Below are 17395 nucleotides of genomic sequence, written 5' to 3' on the forward strand. Positions count from 1 at the left end.
GCCCAATACTTGTTCGGGCGGCGAAAAATAAACGCCATCGATAAGCCGCCGCCGGTCAATCCGAGCCGACCAAGAGACCGATCCTGCCTCAATCAGATGGCCTTCATATATGAATAACTTTCCCCGGACAGTCCTGCGCAAGGGCGGGAGTATGATGGACGCTCTCGAGCGCCGGTGCCCATGTTCTGGCCGGCGACGAAGGGGTACTGTACGCTCCCCACAGGTGCTTAGCGAATCATTCCGGCGAATTTGCTCGCCGGTCCGTCAGCTCAGCGGCCGGCCTGTTCCCGCCGCTTGGCGTCTTGATCGTTCAGCCGGCCGACCATCTCGTCCGCTTCACCGGCATTGATGCCGACCATGACCCTATTGTTGGACTCGGCGGGCTGGCCGGTGAACACGTCGAAAACGGTCCAGCTGTCCGGAGGTCCATGCGAAGCGCGTAGCGGTTTGCCATCCTCGCGTCCTATTCATTTTCGCCGGCACCAATGTGTGTCGATCGGTTCAGGCTTGCAGAATGACGAACACTGCCGCCAGCACAACGACTGTCCACAGCGCCACGCACACCTTCAAAGCCAAGCCCCCGTGCGACGAGATGCCCTCCCGCGTGCGGGCTACCAAGTTCTTCATTCTCTCCAGCCACGCCCCCTTTCTGCCAGATTTACTTTAGCTGATGCGAGTCATTACTTTAATAGTAAAATAAAGGTGGCCGCAACCTTGTTTGGAACTCAATTGAGGCGCATATGCAAAGTTCGTTGATTTGGGTCGAATTGGCTTTGTGTCAGAGCCCCCGCCATTCACCACCGAATTCTCGAAAACGAGTGCATGCGCCGGTCCGGCGCACATTTCGTTCCGTTCGGACCCTGGAGTGAAACCGACGCTGACCACGGATGTACTGGCAGTGTCGGGCATTGTCCCAGCGGTTCGAGTGGGAATGATACGGAAAAGCGCAGCCGCCCGATTCCGCGGAAAGCCGCAATTCATGACCAGCCGTACCACAAATGCAGTCGTTCGCTTCAAGTCGGCGTTTTCGCTGCCCGGCTTTGATACACCGCAACCGCCCGGGGAGTATCGGCTCGACCATGACTAGGAGGCCCTCGAAGGGACTTCCCAGATCGCATGGCGCCGCGTGGCCACCTTCATTCACCTGCCGGCGATCACCGCGAGCGGTGCTACGCTGCAGATGCGTGCCGATCGGACCGGCATTGCTTCAAGCCTCGCTTGAGCTGTACGAGAGACAATCATGAGAACCACAACCCTGATGCAACACAAGTCCGCCGCGAAGCCGCAACGCATCTCTTCGCCGTCGGACAGGCTGTCCGGCTGAAGAGCGGCATCGGCGCGTAAGGGTTAGGAGCTGGTAGGGGCTTTCGAGCGCCGGCCAAGCGGACCAAAATCCGCTGCCAGAACAAGCCAACAGGCTGGCCGCCCGGACCCAAGGTGCGATCGTGGAAGTATCCCAATGGCAAGGCCGCCGGCGCGACCGCAGGCCAGGTGTTCTTTACACGGCCAGGCGAGCCGGGAACATTATTTCCCGCCAATGCGTTTCAAGATCCTGTAAGGGACGATTTGTTTTGGAGGCTGAATATGCGCGGCTTCGAATTGATCGATCTGCTTTACGTGGTCGAGGGTTGCAAGCGCGATCGAGTGGTCGGAAGTTTCGTGTCGATGGCCGAAGGCGTGGAAGAGTTGCGTGTGCTAACCGGCGATTTCGTGTCTTCGGATGATCTGATGGCAAATGCCCTCTCAACAGTAGCGCTTGCGCGAGGCTGCTCGGTTTTGTTCGATGAACAGGCAGGCTGAAATCGCTCAAGGCCGCCCCTCCATCTCGCTTCCCTCGTCGATCATCCGGACCGGCAGATAGGCGTGCGTTTTCAGCCACTCATGCAGCACGATCTGAATGAGATCCGACTGGCCGGCTCTAGCGGCACCCGAACGACGTTCCGGAGCATGAACGCAGCATGGCGGAGGACGATTTGCAGATCCGGTCGCGACATATCCGCCATGCAATCGGCGGCACTCTCAAGCTCTCCGGCGATGGATGCGCGGGGCACTTTGCCTCTAGCTTTGCTGGCTCCGTCTCATTTGAGAGACTGAATTCTTCGGGTTTACCGCTGGTACAAGCTCCGCAGCGGGCACTGCTGCCTTCCTTGGATCTGGGGGGTTGTTGAGGCAGGCAGATAGGAGCCGACGCCGATCTCGTCGATGCCCGCCGAAGTGTGGAGATGGCGCTGCACTTCGGCTACCGACATGACCCGCTGGTGGGCATCTTTCAAATGCTGGCGCGTTTCCTCGGAAGTGACCGAGCGGGCCTTGAGCAACAGGATGCTGGCAATAATCTGCAGGCTATTGGCAACCCGATGCTCCATCTCACGTAGCAGCACATCCTTTTGCCGCAATAGGTCTTCGGTGCGGCCGAGGAGTTCTTCCTTTTCGCGCTCGATGACACGCCGCGCCGTTATGTCGTTGAAGGCGAGCAGGATGGTGACGGCCGAATTGTGGTCGTAAAGCACCTTTCGCGCATTGAGCAGCATCCTGCGCTGGCCGATGTTGGGGAAATCATACTCGACCTCGAAGCCGTCCATGGCGGTCTTCTCCGGGATGATCGTCTCCAGGAGCGGGCGCAGTGCCGGAACATCCCACTGGCCGTCGGCTAACGCATAAAGCAGGGCGCCGTGTGTCTCTGCGGGGTCGACCTTGAAGGTCTGATAGAAGGAGCGGCTGGCCGCCAGCACAAGAAACTTTTCGTCGAGGACGAGGAACGGTTCGGCAATAGTGTTGACGATGGCCTGCGCCAGCGTCTGCGCGTCCTCGATATTCTCAATGGGGCGGAACAAGCTCAAAGCCGATCTGAAGGCGCCTTCGCCTCCTCTTCGGCCACTTGTTACACACTTGCCGGCTTCGTGTCGTGAATTGAATCGAACCAGCGCGTCACGACAACGTGCCAGTCGGACTGTTCGGTCGGAACCTGCAAGCGCGTAAGCTGCTACGTTGCGCGCCAGCTAAATATGCCCGATCATGGCGCGCGGGCGAGGCTAGGTATTCAATGGCGGCAAATCGTCGAAACGGCATTTACCCATCAGAGCTCGGCTTGGCGGGCATTCTTTCCGCAGCCGACGCCCGTCCGCGCACCTCATTGCCCACCGTCGCTACGATCGTGACAGCGGTTGCGGCGCTGTATTTCGGGCGCGAAGTGTTCCTGCCGATCGCCATTGCGCTGCTTTTGACCTTCGCGCTTGCGCCCGTGGTGTCGGCTCTGAAGCGCGTCGGCATTCCCCGCCTTCCCGCTGTCATCGCCAGTGTGTTCGGTGCCTTCGCGGCACTCGCTCTGTTCTCTTTCATTGCCGCATCGCAGGTTAGCGAACTGGCGCAGAACATCCCGGCCTACCAGACAAACATCCTGACCAAGATCCGGTCGCTCAAGGAAACCGGGGCAGCAGGAGGGATCATTGCCAGATTGAGCCAGGTGATCGAGCGCGTCGGGCAGGAGATCGACCTGCAGGATTCGTCGCCGCCCGCCGCCGACACGCTCAGGCGAGAGCCCGTGCCGGTCGAGATCATCGCGCGAGAACGGCCGCTCGAGTTCCTGCAGAACCTCATCGGCCCGTTGATCAGCCCGCTGGCCTCGGCGGGTCTGATCATCGTTGTCGTCATCTTCATGCTGCTGGAGCGGGAGGATTTGCGCGATCGTTTCATCCGCCTTGTCGGTTATGGCGATCTGCACCGCACCACCCAGGCGCTGCAGGATGCCGGCAAACGCGTCGGCCAGTATCTGCTGATGCAGCTGGTCGTCAACATCGTCTATGCCATACCGATCGCCATCGGGCTCTGGATTGTGGGCATCCCCAATGCGTTGCTGTGGGGCCTACTAGCGCTGGCGCTGCGCTTCGTCCCCTATATCGGGCCGGTCATCGGCGCGCTCCTGCCACTGTTGCTGGCGCTGGCGGTAGCGCCCGGCTGGTCGCTGGTGCTGTGGACCGCCGGCCTGTTCGTGGTGATGGAGTTGCTCACCGGCAATGTCGTCGAACCCTGGCTCTATGGCTCGCGCACCGGGCTCTCGCCATTGGCCATCATTGTCGCGGCGATCTTCTGGACCTGGCTGTGGGGGCCGCTCGGCCTGATCTTGTCGACGCCGCTCACCGTCTGTCTGGTCGTGCTGGGCAGGCACGTGCCGCAGTTCGAATTCCTCGACGTACTGTTCGGCAACGAGCCGGTGCTCGAACCGCATGCCCGACTTTACCAGCGACTGCTGGCCGGCGACCCGGAAGAGGCCACTGACCACGCCGAGGAGTTGCTGGAGGAGAAATATCTGGTCGAGTTCTACGACCAGGTCGCCATTCCCGCTTTGTTGCTCGGCGAGCAGGATCGTGTCCGCGGCGTCATGGACGACCAGCAGAGACGGCAGGTGGCGGCCAGTGCGCTGACGCTGGTGGCAAACCTCGACGACAGCGCACACGAAGAAGCGGCCGAAGAGGATGAACCGGCCTCCGCCGGGGACGGCAAAACGGATGCGGGAAAAGAAACAGCCGGGGAGGGCAAGGAAGCCGAGGACGACATCGGACTTCCTGATGGCGTCGGCATTTCAGTGCTATGTGGCGGCGGGCGCGGCGAACTCGATGATGCCGCCGCTGCCATGCTGGCGCAGGTGCTCGAAGTCAACGGTGCGACGGTGTCGAAGGCGGGATTCGCCGACATGGAACCGGCGAGCATTCGCCGGCTCGATCTTGCCGCTGTCGATACTATCGTTGTCGGCTTCCTCAACCGCGATTCCGTCAAGCACGCCCGCTTCCTGGTGCGCCGGCTGAAGCGCGCCAGGCCGGCGCTAAGGGTTGGCATCGCGTTCTGGTCGGAGGCCGGCAACGACGACAGCCAAGCGGCGGCGGCACTGGCCGGCGACATCAATGCCGATTTCGTTGCCCATAGCATCGCCGATGCAGTGCGTGGCGCTCTGTCCAGCGCGCCGCCGGTCGCGCTGAAGCTTACAGCCAAGCGTCGCTTGCGCCGGCGGCCGTCGTTGGCGAAGAAGGCGCCGCTGGCGATTGCAAGCTGAGGCCGCGGTGACGGCGGCGGCAGGGCACATATCGTGGCGCGGGTCACCGATCCCGGCGAGGGCCAGCGGTCTCGCAAACAGCTGCCCGGCACCAGAACGGCGAACGAAGAACCGACCTCACAGCCAATGGCCCAGGCATGTTGTCATCCAGCTCGAACTCGTCAAGGACAGTATGGTAGCAGGCCCAGGCGCAGTTCGACTATATCGTCGATCAACTCGACGCTTTGGGCATCCTCTATATCCATGTCGTAGAGGGCGCCACGGGCGGATCGCGCGTGTCGCGCCGTTCGACTTCGGATCGCTCCGCCGGCGCTTCAACAATACTTATATCGCCAAAAACGGCTATGACCTCGAACTCGCGGCGTCGCGGCTCGCCGAGGGCAAGGCGGCGTCTTCGCCTTCGGGCGCCTCGCCAATCCCGACCTTGTGGAAAGGCTGAAGACGCGTACGCCGCTGACGGAGTTCAACTCGGCGACGCTCTATGACGGCGGCTCCGCTGGCTATACCGACTATCCCGCGATCGCCGCCTCAAGCCGCCCATGAAGGCAGACGATCGGCTTGGGGAGCATGATGTCCGGATTTGCCCCAAAGGGACATAGGAGCATCAAATCAGGCGATTGCTTTCCGCAATTTGGCGCGCCTGCCACACCGTGCCGTCGGTGTCGGCGGACCCTCGTCTTGACGCTTCGTCGGTTCTGATCGTCAGCCGCTTCGACAGGATTTTTCCGGCTTCGACGATCGGCTTGACAGGTATGGCAGGCGCGTCCGGGGTTTTCATATTCCTCATGCGTGTTGTCCTTTTAGAAAAGAATGAAAGGGAGAGCGGCTCCCGTACCTCGCTCGACGGCAAAGTTAAGGTCGCACGATCCAGGCCAGCAACGCCGGATCAAAATCGGAGTTGCCGGTATAGTCGAGGATCAAAAGCGCGGCGTATGCCTGCCACTGATCCTCGGAGAGCTGCATTTCAATGACCGATGTTCTGAAGGCGTCGCGCAGGATATTGCAGTCAAAAGTCGAAATCGCATCGGCCGAATGGTCATTGTCCACGGTGCCGCTCCCATTGAGGGCGGGAGTACGATGGACACTCTCGAGCGCCGGTGCCGATGTCGCTTGCTCTGCAAAGTAGAAATGTCGCATTGGCCGTTCCAAAGGGCGGGGCGCAGCCAGTTGGAAATGCGACAGTGACGCCACTTGCTGGCGCTGACACAAGCGCCCGATCGGGCGTCAGCTGGTCGGGGTTGCGCAGCCCGGTCGGGCGCGTTCCAGCCTGTCTGCCTGGCTTTAGCTTTCTCAGTTTCATTTTTGCCGATCCCGGTGGATGGTTCCCGGCGGCTCTCTGCCTCCTCAGCGTTGGAACGAGATGACGTAGTGCTTCCAAAAATTGAGCTAGTTGCTGATGTGGATGTCGTGGCTATGTCGCCGCTGGTGCGAGGCATTGTGATGGCCGTATCCTATGCCGACACCGAAGGCGGCATCGGTCTGACCGCATCTGGTGCGATGAACCGCAAGTTCGTGCATTGGGCCGCTGTTCACTTCAATTGGTCCGACTACACGTCAGACGACTTATACAGCGTCAACAAGGCTCTCAACGAAGCCGACATGCCGCCGCTTTGGGCAGTCCGCGACATGCTCCGCCACCTACGGTTAGTTCGGCGGCGAAAAGACGTACTGGTACCAACCCGACGAGGTCGCGAGTTTATTGCTGGACCGCGTGCCTTCTTTGAGCTGATCGCGACGGATTATCTTTATGTTTATAGCCAGGACGGGCAGACGCAGGATGCTGTGCGTGATCGAAGGCGTTGCTGGCACGTCTTTCTCAACCTTATCAATATCAAAGCAAAAGCGGGCTGTTCGCTGAGTGATCTCATGCCTTGCGGACATTAACATATACAAACAACAACCATGGCCCGTATCAGAGTGATTACAGCAACTAAAAGTTCAGTATGATCCCCAGGACGAACCGTTTCTTAAGGCGCGGCTCCGATTTGTCTTTTGACGGCGGCGACGGCCCGGCTCATTTGGACAGTCTCCCCGCGGCAAGCCGCGTCGTAGTCAGCCAGCACCTGGCCGATCGCGGCATGAAGAATAGCTTCGGGATTCCCGGCAGGCCCGAACTCGGCCGGCACCATTGGCAGGAATTGTCGCATCAGCGTTTCAGGAATGCTGACGCCGTCGAGCACCTCGCACAGGCGGCCAACGGCAACGCCGGCCGCGGGGTTGCTCCAATAGTAGCGGATCCGGTCGCTGTAGCTGTAATGCCGCTGGAGATAGAGGCTCGCTTCATTGCCGTGATAATGACTGCGCCAATGACCAGGTGCTGCCAGCATCACACGCTCCATTGTGCGGGCCAGCGATCTGTCGCCATAGTCATCGAACATTTCGGACGCGATCAGGTCGAGCCCGTAAAGCGCCTCGCGCAAGGCAAATGTCAGGCCGGGGCCGACCTTGAGGATGGGAAAGCCGTTGCCGACAAGTGCGCTCAGCGCCGCGCGGCTCTGATAGTCGGTAGAATGCGCCTCGTAGACAAGCGACGGTTCGTCGTCCAGCAGTCGGGTCAGCGCCTTCGACGCCTCCGGACGGTAGGCGACGACGTTCTGGCTGCCGAATTCGACGCCCGGCTGCACGACTACGGCAATGACGCGGCCAAACGCCTCCACCAGGCCTTCCCGGGCGAAGATCTCGCGATGCACGTCGATCGTACGGCGCGCCTCCGCCGCTTGGGTGAGCTTCAAGTCGCTGATCGTGTGATCGACGCCCCCCGGGGCCGGAACCTCGGTGCCGATGATGTAGACCGGCAACGCACCGCCGCTCGCACGCGCCGCCTTTTCAGCCGCCTTGGCCAGCCGCACAGCCCGCATGGCGATCGTCTCGTCGTCCAGGGCAGCCGGCTCGCCGGCGCATCCCATCGAGGCGTCGAGATGGATCTTGCTGAAGCCGGCCCAGATATAGGCGGTGACCATGGCTTCGGCATTGCTCATTGCTTGTGCAGCCGGCTCCGCGCGCCATGGGTTCGGTCCAAGATGGTCGCCACCGAAGATGATGCGTGAGGCCTCCAGCCCTTCCCTGCTGGCGATCTCCCGCACGAAGGCGATGAACAGGTCTGGAGTCATCCCCGTGTAGCCGCCGAACTGGTTGACCTGATTGCAGGTTGCCTCGATCAGCAGCGTGGTTTCCTTGTCCCTGACTGCGCGCCTGACCGCCGTCTGGATCACCAGGGGATGGGCCGAGCAGATCGAGGTGATGCCGTAAGGCGACCCATTCCTACGCGCGGTGGCGAGGCCTGCAAGCGGGTTGGCCATCATGTCGCCCTCGCGGTCCCGGCAATGAAGTCGTCAAGCACATCGAAGCCGGCGATGCCTTCCATGGGTCCGCGCCGTGTGACATTACGGGCGCCGGCGGCATTGGCATAGAACAGCGCCCTGCCGGGCTCCATCCCCTGACGCCGGCACGTTAGGTAAGTCGCGCCGAAACAGTCGCCGGCTCCGGTCGGGTCCACTTCCTCCACCAGGAAACCGGCGCAGTCGATCCTGCTGCCGTCGGCGGCGCACCGGGCCGAGCCGTCAGCCCCACGCTTCAGCACGATTTCGCCGACGCCCCTGGCGATCAGCGCCTTGACCGCCTGGCATTCATCGTCGACCCCCGCCGCGGTAAGCAACTCTTCGCCGGAGGGAAGCAGCAGATCCGCATCGTCGACCAGTGTTGAAAATTGCGCGCCGTCGGCGCCATCGATCAGTTCCTTGCGCACATTCGGGTCGAAGGAGGTCGAGCCGCCGCTGGCGCGCACCGCCTTCGTGGCATACCCAACGATCTGCTTCAGCCCCGCCACGGACAGAGTGGACCCCATGACATGCAGGTGGCCGGCCCTGTCGGCCAGTTCGCGTGCTTGCGCAGTGAGGCGGATTTGCCCGGCGGCGGATTCGGCAATGTTGTAAACGAAGTCGCGGCCGCCGTCGTGCCGGTAGCGAACGAAGGCGCTTCCCGTCGGGTAGCGGTCGCTGACCGACACGGCGGATACGTCAACCCCGTCGCGCCTCAACCTTTCCAAATTGATCGTGCCAAAATCATCGCGGCCGACGCAGCCGATGAGCCCGGCGCCGCCGCCCAGCCTTGCCACCTGGTCGATGAAGATCGCGGGCGCCCCGCTCGGATAGGGGCCTATCAGCGTCAGCGGCTCGAGGAAGCCCAGACCCCGGTCCGTCGCCATGATCTCGACCAGGATTTCGCCAGCGGTAATTGTCGGACCCGCGGATTCGGCGGCGATCTCCCTTCGGCGGGCCGGGCTCATGCTTGCAATTCCTTCTCTCCCCCTGCCGGACCGAGCAACGATCGTGGCGCCGTACGGTCGCACGATTGCGCCTGATTGTAGCCGAGGTAAATCGCGTCGATAGCGAAGTCAATACAAACTAGACGTACGTTCACTTTGTTTGCAGCGCATGCGCCTTCCTGAACCCCCAAATGGCAAGCCGCCAGGCGACGAGCACCGGACAGGTGCCAAATATCGAGCATTGCGCGGCTTGACTCTGCTGTCTTCAAGCGCAATAAAATGTACACGCATGTTCACTTACACATGCGCATTCGTAAAGGAGGAGACGAAATGCCAATTGGTAAGCGTATGGGAATTCTTGGCCTGTCGGTCGCCGCTTCCGCACTGACGGCAAGTGCCGCCTTGTCGGCGGAGATCACCGTAGCCACGGTCAACAATGGCGACATGATCATCATGCAGAAGCTGTCGCCGGAATGGGAGAAGGCGACCGGAAATAAGGTCAATTGGGTGGTGCTGGAGGAGAACGTCCTGCGCGAGCGCGTCACCACCGACATCGCCACCAAGGGCGGCCAGTTCGACGTGTTGACGATCGGCGGCTACGAAACGCCGATCTGGGGCAAGAGCGGCTGGCTGACGCCGCTCAACGATCTCGGCGACGACTATGATTATGACGATCTCATCGCGCCGGTGCGCAGTGGCCTGACGGTCGATGGCAACCTCTATGCCGTGCCGTTCTACGCCGAAAGCTCGTTCACGCTTTACCGCAAGGATCTGTTCGACGCCGCCGGCCTGAAGATGCCGGAGCAGCCGACCTATGACCAGATCACCCAATTCGCCGACAAGCTCACCGACAAGTCGAAGGAACAGTATGGCCTGTGCCTACGCGGCAAGCCGGGCTGGGGCGAGAACATGGCCTTCCTTGGCACGCTGGTGAACACGTTCGGCGGCCGCTGGTTCGACATGGACTGGAAACCGCAGCTCGATTCGGACGCATGGAAGAAGGCGATCGGCTGGTATGTCGACACCATGAAGAAGGATGGGCCTCCGGGCATCAGCTCCAACGGCTTCAATGAAAACCAGACGCTGTTCGCCTCCGGTCATTGCGCCATGTGGATCGACGCCACATCGGCGGCGGGCCGCGTCTATGATCCCAAGCAGAGCAAGGTTGCCGACAAGGTTGCCTTCGCCAAGGCGCCGGTGGCGGTCACACCCAACGGTTCGGCCTGGGGCTGGGCATGGAGCCTGGCCATCCCGACCTCGACCAAAAAGGCGGACGCGGCAAAGTCCTTCGTTAAGTGGGCGACCTCGAAAGCCTATGTCCAGCGCGTCGGCGAGACCGAAGGCTGGGTTGCCGCACCTCCGGGAACGCGCAAGTCCACCTATTCCAGCCCGGACTACCAGAAAGCAGCACCCTTCGCCGCGACGGTGCTTTCGGCGATCGAATCCGCCGATCCGACCAAGCAGACGAAGGACCCGGTTCCCTATACCGGCATCCAGTTCGTCGCCATCCCTGAATTCCAGGGCATCGGCACCGAAGTCGGCCAAGCGATCGCCGCCGCGGTCACCGGCCAGCAGTCGGTCGAGGATGTGCTCAGCGGCGCCCAGACCGCCGTGGAGAAGACAATGACGGAGGCAGGCTACATCAAATAGTCGCGTTCAAGCCCAGACGAGGTGAGCCAGGAGGCGGAATGAGCACCGCCTCCTGGCGTCCGGGCCTGGAAAACCTCCCATTGCAGCAGGCCTGGAGGATGCACGGATTCGCCACAGCGGGTCCGTGCGTTTCTCAGGCAGGGTCAGGGATTCGATGGGCCATCTCGATGACGTCGCGTCGGACGCCATCTGGTCCTCTGATACCGGTTCAAGATTTGCGGAATTGGAATGGACATGAAACTGAACAACAAGATTGCCCTCATTACAGGTGGTGCGCGCGGCATTGGCCTGGGGTTCGCGCAAGCCTATGTGCGCGAAGGCGCCAAGGTGGTGATTGCCGATATCGACACCGAACGCGCGGCGCGGGCCGCCGCCGCGATCGGTGCGGCGGCCTGCGCCATCCAGCTTGACGTCACCGACCTCGGTGCGATCGAGAGGGTCGTGGCGGAGGTCGACCGCGATTTCGGCGGCATCGATATTCTCGTCAACAATGCGGCCATCTTCGACATGGCGCCGATAACCGACATCACCGAAGCGAGCTATGACCGCGTGTTCGCCATCAATCTCAAGGGGCCGCTGTTCATGATGAAGGCGGTGGCCAATGTGATGATTGAGCGCGGCCGTGGCGGCAAGATCATCAACATGGCAAGCCAGGCCGGCCGCCGCGGCGAGGCGCTGGTGACGCTTTACTGCGCCTCCAAGGCAGCGATCATTTCGGCCACGCAGTCGGCGGCGTTGGCGCTGGTCAAACACGGCATCAACGTCAATGCGATCGCGCCCGGCGTGGTCGATGGCGAGCATTGGGACGTTGTCGATGCGCATTTCGCTCGCTGGGAAGGCCTGAAACCAGGCGAGAAGAAAGCGGCCGTGACCAGGTCGGTTCCGATCGGCCGCTTCGCGCAACCTGAGGATATTGCAGGGCTCGCCGTGTTCCTGGCATCGCCCGACAGCGATTATATCCTGGCGCAGACCTACAATGTGGACGGCGGCAACTGGATGAGTTGACGCCTCGAACCGCGTCGTCGGAGGCAAGGGAGACTGAAATGAAGGCCATCCGATTTACCGCTGCAGGCGTTGCCGGCTTGGCGGAGCTTGAGATGCCGGCAATCAAACCGGGGCATGCCCTGGTCCGGGTCCGCGCGGCCGGACTTTGCCATACCGATATCGAGGTGCTGCATGGCCGCTACGGCGAAGGCGCATTTCCTCTGGTCCCTGGCCACGAATATGCGGGCACCGTCGAGGCGGTCGCCAGCGATGTCACCACCGTCAAACCGGGTGACCGGGTCGCTGTCGATCCCAACATCCCGTGCGGACAATGCCCGGCCTGCAGGAAAGGCCTGAGCAATCTGTGCGCCAGCCTGAAAGCTTATGGCGTGACCGAGAATGGCGGATTGGCGGAGTTCAGCATGGTTGCCGTCGGCCATCTGCATGGGATCGGCGATCTCGGTTTTGCCACGGCGGCACTCGCCGAGCCGCTGGCTTGCGTTCTCAACGGCCTCGGTGCCGCCGGGCTCGGGACCGGCATCGGCATGCCCGCCACCGGGCTGGTTTTCGGCGCCGGGCCAATCGGTCTGCTGCTTGCCCTCTCGCTTAGAGCCAAGGGCATCAAGAGCGTGGCGGTCGCCGATATCAGCGAACAACGCCTCGCCTTTGCAGAAGCGCTCGGGCTGGAGCCGTTGGTGTCGGGGTCACAGGCGCTGTCGGCGCGGAAACGCGGCTTCGATTTCGTCGCCGACGCCACCGGCGTCGCCAACGTAGTCGAAGGCATGGTCGGCTTCACCGCCGATGGCGGCACGGCGCTTATTTTCGGGGTCTGTGCGCCGGATGCCAGGATCTCCGTCGCCCCGTTTGAGATTTTCCGCCGGCAGATCAGACTGGCGGGGTCGCACTCGTTGAACCGGAACATCCCGCAGGCGCTCGACATTCTCAGCCAAGATGACGGCACGATGGCGCGGCTTGTCAGCCATCAACTGCCCCTTTCCGAACTGTTGCCGTTCTTCGCCAAAGACAGCGGCGACCCAACGACAATGAAAGTACAGTTCTCCTCGGAGTCATAGTCTCCAACAGTATAGCCGCGCCCTTGGGTCACGGGCAGTCTCCTGCTCTCGGAAAGAACATTCCACCTCCTTCCAGCGAAAGGGTGACTCAAGTAGACAGTGGCGACGGCAGTTCGAGCAAGGAGCCATTAATGGCAAAGAGGATCAGGACGATGGAGGATTTCTCGGCCTTTGTCGGCTTGTCTCGCACGACGGTTTCCAAATATTTCAATGACCCCAATTCGGTGAGGAAAAACACTCGAAACGTGATCGAGGCCGCGCAAAGGAAGTCCGGCTTCCGGCCGAGCATGTTCGCCGTCAATCTCAACCGCCGCCGCAGCAACATTCTCGGCGTCATCATTCCGAATTCGACGGATCCGTTTTACATGGCGCTGACGCGTCGCATTGAAACGATTGCCAACGAAGCCGGTTTTCTGGCGTTTGTGCTGTCTTCCGACGGACATGCCGAAATGGAAGACCAGGCGATTCAGACGTTCAAGTCGATGAACATTGCCGGTGCCATCATCGCACCGCTCGGCGTGCAGTCCCACCACCGGATCCTGGCCGAACTCGGGTCGAGCATCCCGCTGATCTACGTCGATTCGCCGCTGGACGAGACCTCGTCTTTCGTCGGCACCGACAACAGGCAGAGTTTCAGGCTCATGGTCGACTATCTCTGCAGGTCCGGCGAGCCGCCCTGCTATTTCGCCATGCCGTTGGTCAACAACAACGCCCAGGCCAGACAGGACGCTTATGTCGAGGCAATGCAGCAGTTCAAAATGACGCCTGAAATCGTGCCCGTCAATGATGCGCGGTCGTGGGATTTCGAGAAATTCGGCTTCGACGAAGCGCTTCGTATCCTGAAGGGGCAAGGTTTCCCGACAAGGACCGTGCTTTGCGCCAACGACCGTGTTGCCTTCGGCGTGATCGCGGCCGCGTATCAGCTGGGCCTGAAGGTGGGCCATGGGGCGGACTGCGACATGCGGGTCGCGGGACACGACGACCATCCCTTGTCGCGCTACGCCTGTCCGCCGATCACGACGGTTGCGCAGAACTACAACGAGATAGGCCGCCTGGCCATCGAACTTCTCCTGGAAAGGCTGGATGAAAAATCGTCAGCCAAACCAGGCAGCGGACGCATTCTGCTCAATGCAGAACTGATGCTGCGAAGCTCGGCCTAATGCATGTCGAAAATGCCCCGGTTTGAGGAGAACGACATGCATGAAAAAACCTAAAGCGCGTCGATTGAATCCGTTCAAACGCGAAGCACTTTAGCAGGAGCAGGCTGGCCGAACACCGCACCAAGGGGCTGACGATCTCCCCTTTTTCGCAGTGCGGTCATCCGCCCGACCGAGTTGCGTTGGAATTGCGGCTGGCGTTGGCGGAGACGATGGATCAAGAAGGATCAACGACAAGCGTCGTTTTCCTTCATCTCCTCCATTCGGCCGCTGATCCCGCTCCTGCTCGCCGCCGGCATTCTGCTTGGCGCGCCACACCGTTGACACGCGGCTATCTATTAGGGCCACTGTTCGGCCTATCAGGTGTCTCCGACATCCGGCCTGGGGAATAGGACTTTCTGCCGATCAGCGGGCTTTTCGGATACGTCCGTCGGAGAACGATGTGGAGAAATTGATGCGGAACCTTATACTGGCCTTCGCGGCACTGGTCCTAGCCGAGTGCCAATCGGCTCCAGAACCGCCACAATCCGCCGTTGTTGAACCTGTGTTGGATCCTGCTACCATTCCATCCCAACCCGCCTTGGATCCTGCCTCTGTTCCTCCTGGCTCGGCGATTATGGATCAATCCGTGACAATCACTCCTCCCGCAAAGGGCGTTCCACCAAAGTACGCTGCTTTTTCGGGCAATTGGGCCGGACGATTGGAAGGTACTTATGAAGGTAAACTGGCTGTTGAATCTGTTTCTTCGAACGGAAAGGTGACGGTCACCTATGCCTGGGGAATTCTGGGCGATAACAATCCGGGAGAGGCCGCAGGCGCAGGAAAAATTGTAGGGACTACGTTGAAGCTTGGGCGCCTCCCGAATGGCGCAGACGTCAGTTTTATGATGATGCCCGACGGAACTCTGGCCGGAACCTATACGCTCGCCGGCCAGACCTACACGGGCCTGTTCATCAGGCAATGATCAAAGAAGATACGGTCGCGCTCCCCCGGTTTTGATCCGCTCCCAATAGCGGCCCTTCAAATGCTCCGATGCCTTTGCGTCATAACCGCTGCGCTCAAGGAGGGTGGCGGCCCCGAGCCGCGGCATTCCCACAACAAGGGCGGCAAGGAAGCGCGCCTGACCGCCCACATCCTAAAACACGCCACCAATGCCTATGCCCCCACTAATGTCTGGAGGGGGGGCTGCGGGGCGTTGCGGGGCGGCCTGCGCGCGTTTCGCGCCCTTGCGGCTGGGACCGGTTTGCGAAGGGCCGTTATCCGACGCGACTTTGGCCGGCTTGGCCTTGACGATGACCGGCTGCTTGCAGATTCTGCCGGAGCGCAAAAAGAGATCGCCGAGCAGTCCGACGGTCGGCTCGATCGTCGATGCGACCTGATTGGTATTTTTGTAATAGTCGGTGAGGGCGCGGATGGAGCCCGTGCCCCAATCGCCATCAACCTGCATTCGGTAGCAACCCAGGCGACGAAGTTCCGTCTGGATGCTGCGTGCAAGATCGCCCGTCTTGTCCTTTTGCGCTTCGCCCGCCGATGCGCCGACAATCAAGGTTTCGAGGCCGGAGACGACGCTCTGGCGAGCGACTGCAACGCTTTCAGCTGGAGACAGATTGGCGACCTGAGTGCCGACCGGCTCCGCTGAACCGCCTGACGGTGCAGGAATTTCGACCGACCGCAACGTCTGCCCGACGATGAGCACGGCGGTCTGCAGGTCGTTGGAGGCAAGCTCGATCTGCAGCTTCTTCTTGGCGTCGGGATCGGACAGTATGCGCGACAGGCTGGCGCTCAACTGCGCCGGATCGAGCATCTGCTGTTCGGTGAAATAAAATTGTTCACGCAGGTTCGACTGGTCCCATGGAACCTGGCGGCCGACGGTGAGCGCCTCGGTCTCGTTGCGGACGCGGATCATCATGTCCGAAATGCTTAAGCCGGGGATTTCGACATTTTTCAGAAGCGCAGTGGTGAACGGGCTGTTTTCGCCGGTACCGTCGACGGTGACGTTGCCGGGCTGGGTCGCGAAGGCGACAAACGTGTTTTCGCCGACCTCGACCTGCGCCAGTCCGTTGGAGATGTTGGCGCCGGTGCCCAGCGGATTGTTGCGGCAGGCATCAAGGAAGATGAAGGTCTGACGGTCGCGACTGGCGAATTGGGCGATCACATCGTTCAGCTTGACGGCGTGCGCCGTCAGCTTGTCCAGGTTTTCCGGATCGGGCGTATCGATCGGCAGCAGGTAGTTTTCGCCTTGCACCTGCATGCCGTGACCAGCGTAGAAGATCAGCACGGCGCTGCTTTCGGGCAGCTTGGCCTCGGCGTCGTGGAAAAGCTTGGCGAATCCATCGGCGGTGAGATCGGTTCCGGTCAGAACCTCGAAATTCAGCCGCTTCAGGCTGTCGGACAGTTTCGTCGCGTCGTTCACCGCATTGGCGAGGTGCTCGAGACGCTTGCTCTGGTAGTTCGTGTTGCCGATGACGATCGCCAGCCGGTTGCGCGGCTGTGGCGAGGCGGCCTGCTCGACCGCGGCGCGAACGCCGACCGTGCTCAGGATCACGAAAAGCATGAGCAGAAGGATGCGCAAGAAGAATCCGTGGGGATGGGTCATATCGGCATGCTCGTTCCAGCCTGCGTCAATCCTATTCCGGCAGCCTTGGAACGCACCACACGCAAACGCAATCCTGCCTGAGCGTCTGGACTCCGTGCCGTCAAAGGCCAGCAAATTTTTATACCAAGTATCATGTCAAAGATAGGAAAAAGGGATTTGTATGCAGTCACTGGACTGTGGAGGACACGATGCCGATCAAGATCAACCTCGCCCTGCCGGTTTATGGAGCAGCCTACAAAAGCGTGTTCGTTCGCAGCCTCTTCGCGGCCCTGACCCACAACAGCCTGTCCAGCTACGCTTTCACGCTGTCGGAAATCGAGTACACGGATATCCCGCTTTCCTGGAACTAGCTGCTGACGAACTTCTACTACAACAAGCCGGATTGCAGTCACATCCTGATGATCGACAGCGACATGGGCTTTTCGCCTGATCTGATCGCCGCGATGCTGGCGCCGGACAAGCCGGTGGTCGGCACGTTGTATCCCCGGCGCCTGGTCGATCTGCGAAGCCTATGACGCCAAGGGCTATCCGGTCACGGCATCGGTCGGCCACATCTTCATGCTGGGCGAACGTACCCGTTTCGACCTGCGCGGCGGCCTGCTTGGCGTTTCGTTCCGCGGCGAT

The 17395-nt window shown here is 61.0% G+C and carries 15 protein-coding genes and 3 pseudogenes; 10 read left to right on the plus strand and 8 right to left on the minus strand.

All coding sequences use genetic code 11. The annotated features are described in order from the left end of the window. Nucleotides 1-269: 269 nt before the first annotated feature. A complete protein-coding gene (locus NKH57_RS31000) occupies nucleotides 270-398 on the minus strand; it encodes a hypothetical protein (RefSeq protein WP_352949989.1) in 129 nt (42 codons plus the stop codon). Between the two features lie 103 nt (nucleotides 399-501). Continuing rightward, nucleotides 502-627, minus strand: coding sequence for a hypothetical protein (locus NKH57_RS31005; protein ID WP_352949991.1), 126 nt, complete (start codon nucleotides 625-627; stop codon nucleotides 502-504). 957 nt (nucleotides 628-1584) lie between these two features. Between NKH57_RS31005 and NKH57_RS31015 the strand changes: the two genes are divergently transcribed. Next, complete coding sequence (locus NKH57_RS31015) at nucleotides 1585-1800, plus strand: hypothetical protein (RefSeq protein ID WP_352949993.1); 216 nt, start codon at nucleotides 1585-1587, stop codon at nucleotides 1798-1800. A 374-nt stretch (nucleotides 1801-2174) separates the two neighbouring features. Here NKH57_RS31015 and NKH57_RS31020 read toward each other — a convergent pair. Continuing rightward, nucleotides 2175-2834, minus strand: a pseudogene (locus NKH57_RS31020) (histidine kinase dimerization/phosphoacceptor domain -containing protein); the annotation flags it as partial. Between the two features lie 209 nt (nucleotides 2835-3043). On the opposite strand from NKH57_RS31020, the gene NKH57_RS31025 reads away from it, so the two are divergent. Beyond that, complete coding sequence (locus NKH57_RS31025; protein ID WP_352949995.1) at nucleotides 3044-5047, plus strand: AI-2E family transporter; 2004 nt, start codon at nucleotides 3044-3046, stop codon at nucleotides 5045-5047. Between the two features lie 185 nt (nucleotides 5048-5232). Then, nucleotides 5233-5590, plus strand: a pseudogene (locus NKH57_RS31030) (alkene reductase); the annotation flags it as partial. A 61-nt stretch (nucleotides 5591-5651) separates the two neighbouring features. On the opposite strand, the gene NKH57_RS31035 reads toward NKH57_RS31030, so the two are convergent. Continuing rightward, a complete protein-coding gene (locus tag NKH57_RS31035) occupies nucleotides 5652-5834 on the minus strand; it encodes a hypothetical protein (RefSeq protein ID WP_352949997.1) in 183 nt (60 codons plus the stop codon). 65 nt (nucleotides 5835-5899) lie between these two features. Beyond that, nucleotides 5900-6184, minus strand: a complete 285-nt coding sequence (locus NKH57_RS31040) for a hypothetical protein (protein ID WP_352949999.1) — start codon at nucleotides 6182-6184, stop codon at nucleotides 5900-5902. Nucleotides 6185-6415: 231 nt separating this feature from the next. On the opposite strand from NKH57_RS31040, the pseudogene NKH57_RS31045 reads away from it, so the two are divergent. Further along, nucleotides 6416-6913, plus strand: a pseudogene (locus NKH57_RS31045) (hypothetical protein); the annotation flags it as partial. A gap of 101 nt (nucleotides 6914-7014) precedes the next feature. On the opposite strand, the gene NKH57_RS31050 reads toward NKH57_RS31045, so the two are convergent. Then, a complete protein-coding gene (locus tag NKH57_RS31050; protein WP_352950015.1) occupies nucleotides 7015-8346 on the minus strand; it encodes a D-tagatose-bisphosphate aldolase, class II, non-catalytic subunit in 1332 nt (443 codons plus the stop codon). After that, entirely contained in the window at nucleotides 8346-9332 is a 987-nt protein-coding gene (locus NKH57_RS31055; RefSeq protein ID WP_352950001.1) for a tagatose kinase, read from the minus strand. The genes NKH57_RS31050 and NKH57_RS31055 overlap by 1 nt, the downstream gene beginning before the upstream one ends. Nucleotides 9333-9641: 309 nt before the next feature. On the opposite strand from NKH57_RS31055, the gene NKH57_RS31060 reads away from it, so the two are divergent. The 5 genes from NKH57_RS31060 to NKH57_RS31080 all read left to right on the plus strand — a co-directional run bounded on the left by NKH57_RS31060 (nucleotide 9642) and on the right by NKH57_RS31080 (nucleotide 15139). Next, nucleotides 9642-10961 carry an ABC transporter substrate-binding protein gene (locus NKH57_RS31060; RefSeq protein ID WP_502907354.1) on the plus strand — a complete coding sequence of 440 codons (1320 nt, stop codon included), beginning with the start codon at nucleotides 9642-9644 and terminating at the stop codon, nucleotides 10959-10961. 234 nt (nucleotides 10962-11195) lie between these two features. Beyond that, complete coding sequence (locus NKH57_RS31065; RefSeq protein ID WP_352950003.1) at nucleotides 11196-11966, plus strand: L-iditol 2-dehydrogenase; 771 nt, start codon at nucleotides 11196-11198, stop codon at nucleotides 11964-11966. Between the two features lie 38 nt (nucleotides 11967-12004). Continuing rightward, entirely contained in the window at nucleotides 12005-13018 is a 1014-nt protein-coding gene (locus NKH57_RS31070) for a zinc-dependent alcohol dehydrogenase family protein (protein WP_352950005.1), read from the plus strand. A gap of 131 nt (nucleotides 13019-13149) precedes the next feature. Then, nucleotides 13150-14178 carry a LacI family DNA-binding transcriptional regulator gene (locus NKH57_RS31075; RefSeq protein WP_352950007.1) on the plus strand — a complete coding sequence of 343 codons (1029 nt, stop codon included), beginning with the start codon at nucleotides 13150-13152 and terminating at the stop codon, nucleotides 14176-14178. Nucleotides 14179-14617: 439 nt separating this feature from the next. Then, on the plus strand, nucleotides 14618-15139 hold the full coding sequence (locus NKH57_RS31080; RefSeq protein WP_352950009.1) for a hypothetical protein: 522 nt from the start codon (nucleotides 14618-14620) through the stop codon (nucleotides 15137-15139). Between the two features lie 171 nt (nucleotides 15140-15310). Here NKH57_RS31080 and NKH57_RS31085 read toward each other — a convergent pair whose 3' ends face one another. Beyond that, nucleotides 15311-16771, minus strand: coding sequence for a caspase family protein (locus NKH57_RS31085; protein WP_352950011.1), 1461 nt, complete (start codon nucleotides 16769-16771; stop codon nucleotides 15311-15313). Nucleotides 16772-16959: 188 nt separating this feature from the next. On the opposite strand from NKH57_RS31085, the gene NKH57_RS31090 reads away from it, so the two are divergent. Beyond that, nucleotides 16960-17121, plus strand: coding sequence for a hypothetical protein (locus tag NKH57_RS31090; protein ID WP_352950013.1), 162 nt, complete (start codon nucleotides 16960-16962; stop codon nucleotides 17119-17121). Nucleotides 17122-17395 lie beyond the last annotated feature (274 nt).

Source organism: Mesorhizobium sp. M1050 (assembly GCF_040318715.1).
Taxonomy (GTDB): domain Bacteria; phylum Pseudomonadota; class Alphaproteobacteria; order Rhizobiales; family Rhizobiaceae; genus Mesorhizobium.